Annotated in this window: 11 protein-coding genes; 3 read left to right on the top strand and 8 right to left on the bottom strand. The window is 53.9% G+C overall.

Annotated features, from left to right (window positions below; genetic code table 11):
* Positions 1-14: 14 nt before the first annotated feature.
* The 3 genes from KGP16_RS08195 to KGP16_RS08185 all read right to left on the bottom strand — a co-directional run bounded on the left by KGP16_RS08195 (position 15) and on the right by KGP16_RS08185 (position 2699).
* Entirely contained in the window at positions 15-698 is a 684-nt protein-coding gene (locus KGP16_RS08195; RefSeq protein WP_021805209.1) for an outer membrane protein, read from the bottom strand.
* Positions 699-807: 109 nt separating this feature from the next.
* Complete coding sequence (locus KGP16_RS08190; protein WP_021805210.1) at positions 808-1431, bottom strand: response regulator transcription factor; 624 nt, start codon at positions 1429-1431, stop codon at positions 808-810.
* The gene (locus tag KGP16_RS08185) at positions 1431-2699 is read right to left on the bottom strand and encodes a sensor histidine kinase (RefSeq protein ID WP_223501134.1); all 1269 of its coding nucleotides are present in this window, start codon (positions 2697-2699) and stop codon (positions 1431-1433) included. The genes KGP16_RS08190 and KGP16_RS08185 overlap by 1 nt, the downstream gene beginning before the upstream one ends.
* A 204-nt stretch (positions 2700-2903) precedes the next feature.
* On the opposite strand from KGP16_RS08185, the gene KGP16_RS08180 reads away from it, so the two are divergent.
* Entirely contained in the window at positions 2904-3467 is a 564-nt protein-coding gene (locus KGP16_RS08180) for a DedA family protein (RefSeq protein WP_021805212.1), read from the top strand.
* A 2-nt stretch (positions 3468-3469) separates the two neighbouring features.
* On the opposite strand, the gene KGP16_RS08175 is transcribed toward KGP16_RS08180, so the two are convergent.
* Both KGP16_RS08175 and KGP16_RS08170 read right to left on the bottom strand, forming a co-directional pair.
* Positions 3470-4096 (bottom strand): LysE family translocator, encoded by a 627-nt coding sequence (locus KGP16_RS08175; RefSeq protein WP_021805213.1) that lies wholly within the window; start codon positions 4094-4096, stop codon positions 3470-3472.
* Positions 4097-4203: 107 nt separating this feature from the next.
* On the bottom strand, positions 4204-5091 hold the full coding sequence (locus KGP16_RS08170; protein WP_021805214.1) for a LysR family transcriptional regulator: 888 nt from the start codon (positions 5089-5091) through the stop codon (positions 4204-4206).
* A gap of 119 nt (positions 5092-5210) precedes the next feature.
* Between KGP16_RS08170 and KGP16_RS08165 the strand changes: the two genes are divergently transcribed.
* Together KGP16_RS08165 and ansP are read left to right on the top strand one after the other, a co-directional pair.
* The gene (locus KGP16_RS08165) at positions 5211-5648 is read left to right on the top strand and encodes a PACE efflux transporter (protein ID WP_021180412.1); all 438 of its coding nucleotides are present in this window, start codon (positions 5211-5213) and stop codon (positions 5646-5648) included.
* A gap of 160 nt (positions 5649-5808) precedes the next feature.
* A complete protein-coding gene (ansP, locus tag KGP16_RS08160; RefSeq protein ID WP_223501132.1) occupies positions 5809-7275 on the top strand; it encodes an L-asparagine permease in 1467 nt (488 codons plus the stop codon).
* A 57-nt stretch (positions 7276-7332) separates the two neighbouring features.
* Here the strand turns inward: ansP and KGP16_RS08155 are convergent, their stop codons facing one another.
* From KGP16_RS08155 to KGP16_RS08145, 3 genes are all read right to left on the bottom strand, one after another.
* Complete coding sequence (locus KGP16_RS08155; protein ID WP_223501130.1) at positions 7333-10434, bottom strand: efflux RND transporter permease subunit; 3102 nt, start codon at positions 10432-10434, stop codon at positions 7333-7335.
* 10 nt (positions 10435-10444) lie between these two features.
* Positions 10445-11533 (bottom strand): efflux RND transporter periplasmic adaptor subunit, encoded by a 1089-nt coding sequence (locus KGP16_RS08150; RefSeq protein WP_223501504.1) that lies wholly within the window; start codon positions 11531-11533, stop codon positions 10445-10447.
* Between the two features lie 159 nt (positions 11534-11692).
* On the bottom strand, positions 11693-12445 hold the full coding sequence (locus KGP16_RS08145) for an SDR family NAD(P)-dependent oxidoreductase (protein ID WP_021180410.1): 753 nt from the start codon (positions 12443-12445) through the stop codon (positions 11693-11695).
* Positions 12446-13358 lie beyond the last annotated feature (913 nt).

The raw sequence follows: 13358 nt of genomic DNA, 5'->3' as shown, positions 1-13358 counted from the left end.
TATCAATGATAAGACTAGAAGAGGTAACGCACGCCTAAAGCAAACTCACTGGAAACCAGGCGTGCTTTCATTTGCTCATCTTTTAACCCACGGGCATTGGTAAAGTTATTGTAACCACTTTCAATCTTGCCCATATCCACGTAGCGGTAGCCCAAATCAAGATTGAGCCGCTCCATGGCCGCATAGCTGATCCCTGCGCCAATGGAGTAAGCCAGATTATTTTGCGTGCTTGCCGCGTATTGGCGCGAGGTATTGCCCTGCCAGCCGTCGGATTTTACTTTGGCGATACCCAGGCCAACCGTGCCATAAACCGAGAAGTCATACCCTAGCGCGTAGTCACGATAGGCATTGAGCATCAGGCGCTGAGCGTCCACTTTGTGGTGATTGTAGCTGCTGGCAAAGGTGGTTGAGCCGCTGGTGTATTCGCTTTTCTTTTTGAACACATACTCTGCCTCACTGCGCCAGCCATTGCCAAATTGATAGCCTGCAGCAATAGCCCCGTTATAGAAATTATGTTTTTCGTCACCGCTGACAAAATCACCCACGCCTGGGCGGCTGCTGGTATTCATATCTTCTGCGGATTGCCTGGCGTGCAATAGTTTTATCGCCCCATAGTATCCCTCTAAATAATCATCGGCTAAAACATTACCGGAAACAACGGAGAGGGAAACCAGCAGTACCAGAGGTTTAATATTCATGCGATCCTCGCTTGAAAGGTTATTTATGATGAACAATGAAGGTTCAGCTAAAATAACCAGCGCGCAGCGGTGTCGCAATTCGGTTGAATACCTACTGCCCTAGGTATTTTTACTTAACTCTTGGTGGAGAAAACAGCTCACCATAGACTTTCATTAACTTCACCGACGAGTTAATCGCCAGTTTGGCAAATAAATTGGCGCGATGGGCCTCTACCGTGCGCGGCGAAAGCTCTAGCTCCAGAGCAATTTCCTTGCTGGATTTCCCTTGCATAATCAGCCCGGTGACTTCCAGTTCCCGCGCTGAGAGCGTCTTGAGCCTCTCTTGTAACTCGGCGGTTGCTTGCCGCTGTTGTTGCAACGTTCGCTGATGCTCCAATGCCCCAGCGACAGTTTCGATCAGCAGATCGGCATCAATGGGCTTGGTCAGGAATTCAAAAGCCCCGTTTTTGAAGGCCCGCCGGCATAAATCAATATTCCCGTGGCCGGTCATGATGATAACGGGGATATCCAACCCCTGTTGTTGCCACTCTTCCAGAAGCGTGATGCCGCTTTTGCCCGGCATGCGAATATCCAGCAGCAAACAGCCGCACAGCGCCTGTGGTTCCCCCATCCGCTGTTGAAAATCCAGACTATTTTCATAAGCCAGCGTTTGCCAGCCCATGGTTGCCAATAGTGAAGTTAGCGAACTACGGATGGCCCGATCGTCATCAATCAGATAAATAAATTGTTCCATCACTCCTCCTGAGTGTTAAACGGAAACCATAGGGTAAAACGCGCTCCCTGGCCGGCCATATTTTCCACCGTAATAGTGCCGTTCAGGCGCTGAACCAGAGTTTCCGTCAGCGCCATGCCCAATCCCAAACCCTCTTGGCGAGTCGTGAAGAAGGGAATAAAGACCTGTTGTAATGCGGGTTCAGAAAGTCCTGGCCCACCATCGGTAATCATCAGTTGGATCCCTTGATCCGAGTATTCAGCATCGATTGCCACCCAACCTGGCTCCGGCTGATTGGGCTGTTGTGCCTGAATGGCGTTGGTCACTATGTTATGGAAGATTTGTTCAACCCAGAGAGGATCGGCTCGCAGAGGGGGTAACGCATCGGGCATTCGGTTAACGATCCTGACCTTGCCCTTGTTGATCTCATCTTCCAGCAGCATAGTGACGCGCAACCAGACCTTATGCAGATCGACCTCTTGCAATACTACCTGCTCATGCGCCAACTTTTGCCGAAATTGCAGCAACAAGGTGCTGATGCGTTTGATTTGTATCACTGCCGCATCAAGCAGCGGCGCGGCTTTATCCTGCTGCTGTTGGTCTAACAGACGCAGGGCGGCCTGGTTATAACTTAACACCGCAGTCAGCGGCTGGTTTAGTTCGTGAACCATACTGGCCGTGATTTCCCCCATGGCGTTAAGCCGAGTCAATTGCGAGAAGTGTTCACGCAAAACGGCAATATTGCGTTGGCGTTTTTGAATACGGTATTGGTCGATAAAATAGACGACAGCAGCCCAGAAAACCGGCAGCAGCAATAACAGCAACCAAGGCAAACGCGCCCAATCAGGGTCGTTTCGGGCGGATAATGCAAAAGGCTGAGAGGCACTGCTGATCCCCTTGTCCCATTGCCAATACGCTGGTTGAGCATGATCCCCCTGCTCAAATAAAGGTTTGTTGTGCCAGCTCAGGCCGATATGCCGGAAATCATGACGCTGGGGAATGTCCGCAAATAGCAGCGCAGGATCGATCAACAGCGCAAAATGTTGGTGGGCCAGCCAGTAAGTTCCCTCTCCCGTTGGCGTCAAGGTCGGGATTGGCTGCGCCTGTGGCATACGTTTCCATGCCACAATCTGCGGGAATTTTTGCTGGACGATGTCAGGATCGCTGGACACCGACAGTAAGGAAAGCACCGTCTCAAGTTGGGATAATTTAACCGTCACCTCACGATATAAAATACGATAGGTGACTGATTGCTCTTCATATTGCTGTTGCAAAGCATAAATTATCACCCCGCTCCCTGAAAACAGAGATAGAACCAACCAGAGAGCAACCTTGAGCATAATATCTCCATGTCATTGGCAGACGAGTTTATTAATAACGGATTAAACACTATGCGAATGCAAGAATCTATTATTAACATCGGGCCGTTTCAATTCCCCCCGCTGCGGGGACAGGGTGTTATAATCCTATTTCATCGCAATGAAGGAACAACAATGACGGATTTAGCCCACTACATTACCCAATATGGCTACTGGGCACTGCTGATTGGCTGCCTGCTCGAAGGGGAAACCATCACCCTGCTGGGAGGAATTGCCGCACACAACGGATTGCTGCGCCTGCCGCTGGTGATTGCGGTGGTCGCCATTGGCGGCGCCTTGGGCGATCAGGTGCTCTATTTTGCCGGGCGCCATTTTGGTGGACGGGTGCTTGCCCGTATCGAGAGTCAACAAGCACGCATTGAACGCGCCCAAAAGCTGATTGCCAGCCACCCGATTTTATTTGTGATTGGCGTACGTTTTATGTACGGATTCCGGCTTATCGGCCCGGTGCTGATCGGTGCCAGCAAGCTGCCCCCCTCGCGCTTTATCCCGCTGAATATTCTGGGGGCTATCCTGTGGGCCACGCTATTTGTACTGCTCGGCTATTTTGGTGGCCAGGCCATCAGCAGTTTTGTCAGCGGTAGTGACAAAAAGCTGTATAGCCTGCTGTTCTGCGTGGTGGTGATCGCCGCTATTCTGCTGCTTCGCTACTGGTGGCGGCGGCGTCACGCACAATAAGACTATTTGTTGAGCATCAGCTTCAGGCCCAGTAAGGCCAGCACGCTGCCGCCCAGGCGATCGAACCAGGCTTTGAAACGCAGGTAGACGCGGCGCGGGCGCGGTGACGACAGCACAAACGCCACAAAGGCATACCACAGCAGATCGACGGCCAGAGCAATCAACGGCAACACGATATACAGAACCATGGGGATCTTATGGCTAAGCAACGCCGCAAACACGCTGCCGAAGACGATAGCGGTGTTCGGGTTGCCCAGTTGGGTTAGCAGCCCGGTGGTGAACGCCCGGCGAAAGCCTAGCTGCTGGCCGCCAACCGTTTCGATCATCAACGGCTGATTAGCTCCGCGCAGCATTTTGAACGCCAGATAGATCAGATAGGCCCCCCCCAGCATTTTCAGCGTGGTATACAGCCAAGGCAGCGCCAGTAGCAGCGACTGCAGCCCCAACAAGGCGATTAGTGCGAAGATAAAACAGCCGATCCCCATCCCCAATGCCACCGCCATCCCATCGCGCCGTGACGAAGCCACCGCCGTTCGCGCTACCAGAATAAAGCTTTGCCCTGGGCTCATGGCGCCAAGCGTAATAGCCCCGGTAATGCTGAGTACCGATAATAGCGTTTCGTTGATCATGCTCTTTTCCCTTGCCTGATTCCGTTACTCAAATTAACGCGCTGGATAAAATAAAAGCAATAGAAACGTATGGATACGGGAGAAAACTGCGCCACGTTCCCCCCCGGTCAAGCATTGCCCTGCATCATCAACGCCAGCAACTCCCTGGCCGCCTTCTGTTGCGGCTGGTGCTTCAACCAAATCAGGTGCACCGGCAGACGCAGTTCGTTTTTGGTATTTTTAAATTTCAGGCGGATCAACCGGCCCTGCTCCAGCAATGGTGCAGTTAACGACAGCGGAAAGTTGCCCCACCCCAGTCCAGCTTCCACCATGCTTAGCGCCATCGGCAAACTGTCAGTACGCCAGAAGGATTCCGCTACCTGTGGGCGTTTATCGGCCATAGGCAAATCCCGGCTGGCCACCATGATCTGCCGCACGTTGACCAGTTCCTCCAGAAACAACTCGGCACCGCCAGCGTTCAGAGCTGAATGCTGTGCCGCAATGGTTGCCACCAACGACTCGCTACCCACATAGTGAAAATGTTCCTGGCTGTTCACGTCCAGCCCGCCGAATGCCAGGCACAGGCTGACCCGCTGTTGATGCAGCATATGCAAAACATCATCTTGTGGGGCAGTCAGCACCTCGATATCCAACAACGGGTAGCGCTCCGCCAACGCTTTAACCGCCGCCAGTAGACCGCTGCTGTTGATATCCGATGCCACACCGATCGACAGCCTGCTTTCCAGCCCCTGAGAAAGCTCAATGGCGTGGATCTGCAGCTGCTTGAGCTGTTCGGCGATCAAGCGTGCGTGGGGAGCCAGTGCCAATGCCAGCGCGGTGGGCACCGGTTCGCGGTGCGAGCGGTCGAATAGTTGAAAACCCAGCTCCGCCTCCATATTGGCGATCCCCATGCTGACCGCCGAAGGCACGCGCCGCAATGCCCTGGCTGCCGCCGAGAATGATCCGCGATCCAACACAGCCAAAAACAGTTCGATATTGTCACTGGAAAAATTCATCACCTCACCTATCAGTAAAACTGACAGCTCCTGACTTTTTCTATCAATAGTATTGACGTTATCTTACGCATCGGGTTGCCGGACGTCATCAGGCACGAAAAATAAAGCAGGAGAAAAGCATGCAAGGCGTGAAACGCAAACTGGTCTATGTGACCGCTTATGAAGTTATCGGTATGGTCATTTCGGCCCTTGGTTTGGCACTACTCTCTGGCTCCGCCCCGAGCAGCACCGGGCCGTTGGCGGTGATCATCACCACCATCGCCGTCAGTTGGAACCTGATTTACAACTACTTGTACGAATTCTGGGAAATCCGCCAGGCATCACGCACCCGCACGCTGAAGCGCCGCATTCTGCATGCGGTGGGCTTCCAACTGACGCTGGTGGTTTACCTGATCCCCCTGATCGCTTGGTGGATGGAGATTTCTCTGCTGCAGGCCTTGCTGCTGGATATGGCGCTGATCGTGATTATTCCCTGCTATACCTTTGTATTTAACTGGGCATTCGACAAAATATTCGGGCTACCGACCTCCGCCCTGCCTGCCACCGAATCGGCCTGAGTGAAACACTCTCCCCCTGAACCGCAGTTTTTTTGCCTCAATTCCCTAGAACGGGTAGCATGCCTCGCCGTTATTTAACGGCGCTGGTATCAACCATAAACTGCGGAATGTTGCCATGACCTCATTCCCATGATGCAAACAGACAGGAACAGGACGAATAATGCACTCAGAGAAAACGACTGCACATGACAAGCAGGCGGCCAGAAAACGTTGGTTAGACTCACACGAATCCGGTTACCACAAAAGCATGGGTAAACGGCAGATACAGATGATCGCCATTGGAGGCTCAATCGGCACTGGCCTATTCCTTGGCACCGGCGCACGTCTACAGATGGCGGGTCCGGCACTGGCGCTGGTATATCTGGTATGTGGCGTGTTTTCTTTTTTCATCCTACGCGCCTTGGGCGAGCTGGTATTACACCGCCCATCCAGCGGCAGTTTCGTTTCCTATGCACGCGAATTTCTCGGTGAAAAGGCCTCCTACGTTGCAGGTTGGATGTACTTTCTTAATTGGGCGATGACCGGCATTGTCGATATCACTGCCGTAGCGCTGTATATGCATTATTGGGGTACCTTCGCCGAGGTTCCCCAGTGGCTGTTTGCCCTGGGGGCGCTTGGGATTGTGGCTACCATGAATATGATCGGCGTGAAATGGTTCGCCGAAATGGAGTTCTGGTTTGCGTTGATCAAGGTCGCCGCCATCTCTTTGTTCCTGGTCGTGGGGGTTATCTTCCTTGGCGTCGGCACACCGGTAGCGGGTGATCCAACCGGGATCCACCTGATCACCGATAACGGCGGCATGTTCCCACACGGTCTGTTACCTGCTTTGGTATTGGTCCAAGGGGTGATCTTCGCCTTTGCCGGTATCGAACTGATAGGCACCGCCGCTGGCGAGTGTAAAGATCCGGAAAAAATGATGCCAAAAGCGATCAACAGCGTGATCTGGCGTATCGGTTTGTTCTATGTCGGCTCGGTAGTACTGCTGGTTCTGCTGTTACCCTGGAACGCCTATCAGGCTGGGCAAAGCCCGTTTGTCACCTTCTTTTCCAAGCTTGGCGTACCCTACATCGGGACCATCATGAATATCGTGGTGCTGACCGCCGCCCTTTCCAGCCTGAACTCTGGTCTGTACTCAACAGGCCGTATCCTGCGCTCACTTTCCATGGGGGGCTCAGCACCAAAGCTGATGGCTAAAATGAGCAGCCAGCAGGTACCTTACGCCGGTATTCTGGTGACCTGCGGTATCTATGTGATTGGCGTGGTGCTGAATTATCTGGTGCCATCGCAGGTGTTCGAAATCGTGCTGAATATCGCTTCACTGGGCATCATCTGCTCTTGGGCATTTATTATCGTTTGTCAGATGCAACTGCGTAAGGCGATCAAGGCGGGGAAAGCCAAACCGGTGGCGTTTAAAATGCCAGGAGCACCGGTCACCTCGTGGCTGACGCTGTTGTTCCTGTTAGCGGTGGTGATCATGATGGCCTTTGATTACCCGAACGGCACCTGGACTATTGCCACCATCCCCGTGTTGGCCGTGTTACTGCTACTTGGCTGGTTTGGCCTGCGCAAGCGTGCCGCACAGGTGAAGCTGGAACAACAGGCTCACGAACAGCATAGCGAGCCTTAACAGCTTCCATTTGCAGGTCTACCCGGCCACCGCGCCGAGTAGACCTGGTCAGCGACTCTAGGCAAACCGTGATTTAACCCATTCGCGCAGCCGTTGAATATGCAGGTACAGCGCAGGAATAAAGAAGATCCCGACCAGGGTTGCCAGTAACATCCCGCCAAACACGGTAATACCGATAATTTGGCGGCTCATCGCCCCGGCACCGGTAGCAAACACCAGCGGCATCACCCCGAGAATAAAGGAAATGGCCGTCATCATCACCGCCCGGAAACGTTGCCGGGCGCCGTCCTGCGCGGCTTCGCGAATGCTGGCCCCCTCTTCACGCCGCGCCTTGGAGAACTCAACGATCAGGATGGCATTCTTGGCCGCCAGGCCGATCAGCAGGACTAGCCCGATTTGGGCGTAAACGTCGTTGGCGAACCCCATCATGCGTAACCCCGCGACCGCTCCTGCCACCGCGAAAATCACCGACAGCATCACCACCAGCGGGATACTCCAGCTTTCATACTGAGCCACCAGGAACAAATAGGCGAACACCAGCGCCGCCAGATAGATCAGCAGGGCTTGGTCACCGGTTTGTTGTTCCTGCCAAGACAGGCCGCTCCAACTATAGCCGTAACCCTTTGGCAGCTGCTCGGCCAATAAAGACTCCATGGTTTTCATCGCCTGCCCGGAGCTAACCCCCTCGGCCGCAGAACCGTTCACCGATACCGACGGAAACTGGTTGAACTGGCTGATAAAAGGCGCGCCGATGGAAGGCGTGAGCCGTACCAGATTAGCCAGGCTCACCAGAGCGCCGGTGTCGCTGCGCACGTTCAGGCGATTAATTTGTTCGGTGCGTTGCCGGAAATCCATATCGTTTTGCAACTGCACCCGGAACATACGGTTATTGACCGAAAAATCCCCCACGTTCAGGCCGCCAAGCGAAACTTGCAGCGTATTGAAAATCCGGCTGACCGGCACCTGCAATAGTGCAGCACGTTCACGATCGACCGCTAGATCGATATCCGGCACCACGGCGCTGAAGGTGGTAAATACCCGGCTCAGCTCTGGCCGCTGGTTGGCCGCAAAAATAATCCCCTGGGCCACCTGAGCCATCTGCTGCGGCGTTTGCCCCTCCAGCGCCAGCAGGCGTAAATCAAAACCGGCGGCGTTGCCTAGCCCGGCGATGGCCGGTGGATTAACCACCATGATCATCGCCGAGGGGATTGCTGCCAGCCGGCCCTGAAGATCGGCTAACACCCGGTCAACATGTTCGCGTTGGCCCCAAGGTTTGAGCATCACGATGGCGAAGCCCGCATTGGGCGAATTGCCCCCGCTCAGCAGGCTGAAACCGGTAATTTTGATCACATCTTCCACCGCCGGGTTTTGTATCACCTGCTGATGCATCTGATCCATTACCGCCTGGGTACGTTCAAGGGAAGCTCCATCTGGCAACTGTACGTTGACGAAGAAGTAGCCCTGATCCTCCTCCGGCAGGAAAGAGGTTGGCAGACGGCTATAGCCATACCAGGTGGCCAAGCCAACGACAAAGAGTGCAATCACCGTGGTTAAAGCTCGTTTGCTAGCCAATGCGGTCATGCGAACATAGCCATCGCGCATCCGGTTCATACCCCGGTTGAAACCACCAAAAAAGCCGGTTTGCGCCAGCTCACGCCGCCGGATCAGCGTGGCACAAAGCGCCGGGGACAGCGTCAACGCGTTGATGCTCGACAGGATCACCGCCGCCGACAGGGTCACGGCAAACTGACGATACAGCTCACCGGTAATGCCCGGCAGCACCGCAATCGGCACAAACACCGCCATCAGCACTAACGTCGTAGCGACGATCGGCCCGGCAATCTGGCTAATCGCCTTGCGGGTTGCTCCTGCCGGGCTAAGAGCGGGATCTTGGGCCAGCAGACGCTCCACGTTTTCCACCACCACGATGGCGTCGTCTACCACGATAGTCAGCGCCAGGATAATGGCGAATAGGCTCAGGGTGTTGGCGGAGTAGCCGAAAACATACAGCACGGCGAAAGTACCGAGCAATGAAACTGGAATGGTGAGCGCCACGATAAAGGTGGCCCGCAGGCTCTGTAAGAACAGATAAACCACCAGCAACACCACCGCCAGGGTTAACGCCAGCGAAATGGCAATCTCGTGCAGCGTTGCCGTTACCGGGCGGGTAGAGTCATATTTGATGTCATAGCTCATATCGCTGGGGAAGGACTGCGACAAGCGTGCCATCTCCTGGCGTACCGCATTGGCAACATTCAGCGCGTTAGCTCCCGGCGTGGGGTAAACCACCAAAAATGCCGATTCCTGTTGGTTCATCGAAGCATTAACCTGGTAGTTTTGTGCCCCCAACTCGACCCGCGCCACGTCACCCACGCGCACCGTACCGCCATTGGCCCCGCTGCGGATAATCACCCTGGCGAACTCCTGCGGATCGTCTAAACGCCCCTGCCCGCTGATGGTCAAGGTTTGCTGCTGCCGGGAAGGCGAAGGCGCGGAACCGATTTGGCCTGCTGCGGCCTGCACGTTCTGCTGCTGCAACGCTTGCACGATGTCCTGCACGCTGATATTCAGCGACTCCATACGCTGCGGATCGAGCCAGACGCGCATGCTGTAATCCCGGGCGCCAAACACCTGCACATCTCCCACACCGCTGATGCGGGCCAAGGCATCGCGCAGTTGGATACTGGTGTAATTGCTCAGAAACAGCGTGTCACGGCTGCCCTTGGGAGAGAACACGCTAACGCCCAACAACAGATTCGAGGCCCGCTTGCGCACCGAAACCCCGTTGTTATTCACCTCTGCCGGTAGCTGTGCGCTAACCTGTGAAATACGGTTTTGCACCTCCACGGCGGCCATATCCGGATCGGTGCCACTGGCAAAGGTAATGCTCAGTTGATAACCGCCGTTGTTGGCGCTGGTCGATTCCATGTAAAGCATGTTGCTGACGCCGTTGACCTGAGCTTCGATGGGCGATGCCACCGCCTGAGCCACGTCGCGGGCGCTGGCTCCAGGATAGAGCGCGCTGACGGAAACCACCGGTGGCGTGATATCGGGGTACTGCTCCACCGGGATCACCTTGAGAGAAACGATCCCCACCAGGGTGATCACCAGCGCAATCACGATGGCGAACTTCGGCCGCCGGATAAAGAAATGCAGCATCAACGTCCCCTTATGGTTGCGCGTTGGCGCTGGAAAGAATGGCGTTCACCTGCATTCCGGGCCTGACGTGCTGAACACCGGAGATAATCACCTTTTCGCCAACCTTGAGCCCGGCGTTCACCTGATAATATTGCTCATGCTGTTCACCAAGAGTTACCTCGCGCACCTCCACGATATTCTCCGGGGTGACGACCAACACAAAGTGGCCCTGCTGGTTTTGCTGAAGCGCGGCGATTGGCACCAGCGTGACCGTCTGCGGTTGCTCGGCGGTCAGGATCACGTTCACCACGCCCCCGGGCAGCAACAGATGATTAGGATTGGCAAAACGGGTCCGTAACGTGACGGTACCAGTGTGGGCATCGATCTGGTTATCTACCGATTCAAAAGTGCCCGGCTCCGGGTAGGATTTGCCGTTGGCCAGTTCAAGACGGGCAGAAAACTGCCCTTCGGCAAGCTTGCCCTCCCCATTCTGACGCTGATAGGCGGCGGTAATATAGTCCCGTTCATTGATGGAGATCGCCACGCGGATCGGATCGAGCTGAATAATGTTGACCAGTGTGCCACTCGCCGCGTTGACCAGGCTGCCCACATGAAAACGGCTGTGGCCGATGCGCCCGGCAATCGGCGCATAAATTCGGGTATAGCTGAGTTGTAACTGCTGCGTATTAAGCAGTGCCCGCGCCTGGGCGACCGCCGCCCTGCTGGTATCACGCTCGGCTGCCGCGGCATCAATATCTGCTCTGCTAACCGCGCGGTTATTGCCTAACTGCTGCAAGCGCGTCAGGTTTACCTGAGCCAGGTTAGCTGTGGCAGTCGCGCTATCCAACTGAGCCTGAGCCTGTGCCACGGCAGAATGGTGTAATGCAGGCTCGATCTCGTACAGTAAATCCCCTGCCTTGACCATTTGCCCTTCGGTAAACGGCCGCTTGGCGATAAACCCTTCGGTACGGGTCTTCACCTCCACGGTTTGTATCGCCTCGATGCGGCCAAGATAGTGCAATGCGCGTTCGGGTTGGCTTTGTTCAATCAGCGCCACGGTCACCGCTGGCAGCGGTGCAGCAACGATCGGTGTGGCTATGGCCAGCAGCCACAGTGCCATAAAACGGGAGAACAGAGATTCTGTCATCGGCAGCAAGATCGCTCATCAATTAATCTAACTTGATGAAAATTATAGTTCACCCATAGCAAGTCAGAATGAGCTCTGCTGACGATTTCTTGCCAAGACGCAAGCTCGCTTACGCCTTAGCCTACCAACGGTTTACTGTGCCGTATAACCACCATCAATGCTGTAAAAGGCCCCGGTGGTGAAACTGCTGTCTATAGAAAGCAAAAAAACCACCGTTTTCGCTACCTCTTCACGCGTAGCCATTCGCCCCATTGGATGAGAGGCCGCCATTTTCTCCCGCACCAAGGCGGGTAATTTGGCCATCGATGGCGTATCGACATAGCCAGGCCCGACGGCGTTGATGCGTATCCCCCGATCGGCAAACTCCAGAGCGGCGGCCCGTGTCAAACCGATAATGCCATGCTTGGCCGCGGTATAAGGTGCAATGCCCGCAATACCGACCATGCCATTGACGGCTGAGAGATTCACTACCGCGCCACCGCCTGCCGCTGCGATAGCGGGTAATCCGTACTTCATCCCATAGAAGGTGCCACTGAGATCGGTTTCAATCACCGCGTGCCAATCTTCGATGGGGTATTCATTCAGCGGCACATCATGCGGCCCGGTGATACCGGCATTATTGACCAGCAGATGCAATTGCCCACCAAGGGCTAGCGTTTGCGCTACCGCACTGCGCACCGATTCAGGATCGCGAGCATCCATAACCAACGGAAATACCGATTTGCCTGTCGGATCTATACGTTGCGCCGTTGCTGCCAGTCTTTCGCTATTTCTGGCGGTGATCGCTACCTTCGCACCGCGATCGACCAACTCTTGAGCAATAGCCTCACCAATCCCGGTGGAAGCACCGGTCACCAGTGCCACTTTACCCGTAAAATCTTGCATAACGCCTCCCGATCGCTTTGAGTTAGGCGTTCAGGGTAAGGCTTGAGCATGACAGTTTCTGGCAGTGGCGTTCCTCCAAAAATGCTGAAGCATCACCCCATTGGCAAAAGGATAAAACGAAAAAGCCCTGACAATATTTGCCAGGGCTTTTAGGTTACTGCATATTTAAAATTCAACATTAATCAACTTACTAACTGGGTACTACTTTCGATACTATTTAAAATGTACTTGTTTATCACAGATAATATTGGGTATTAAAAAGCTAACTACATCCTCCCCTATACTGGCTGATTTACAAATTTTGACTTACCTACCTCATAATAATTAGCCGAGGCAAAGCAAGCTAAACTGGTACATTCCCCCTCGCGATATAAACTATTGACGCATGGCTTTACTTTCATTGCAACAAACTTACAGGATAAAATTAACAAGTTGCAACATTAACACTTGAGAAACAGAGCCTTACATCATCGCGTTATGGTACACACCCTGCGATCGTCGGTACTGACTACGTGGCCTTAAAACATTGTCCTTGAGTCCGAATTGGCTACTCAACGACGACTTCCCCATACAACAGAACTTCGTGGCCTTTATCGCAATATCACTAAACAACTTATTAAAAGTAATCTTTCAATCTGTTATTTAGCTAAGCAGCTAACTATCAATTTCCTGCTGCTGGATACTAATCTACGACTTTTTCAAACTATGTCAATACTGTTTTTAACAACATACGTTTATTCGCTAAATCGCTAATTTTAAACGGACTGAAATCGATACGCATTTGTCTTTCTGGTTAATTACAGACGGCGTTCACATGCTCGCAAGCCAGGTGGCCACGACCTGTCAGGAAGACGAGTGTATTGCATTGGCACAAGCGGCTTTACGCCAGCGATTTTCAGCACCGCACATATTG

Source organism: Serratia sp. JSRIV006, from assembly GCF_019968685.1.
Lineage (GTDB): Bacteria > Pseudomonadota > Gammaproteobacteria > Enterobacterales > Enterobacteriaceae > Chania > Chania fonticola_B.
The sequence above is the reverse complement of the archived record's forward strand: the minus strand, read 5'-3'. Positions and strand labels throughout refer to the sequence as shown.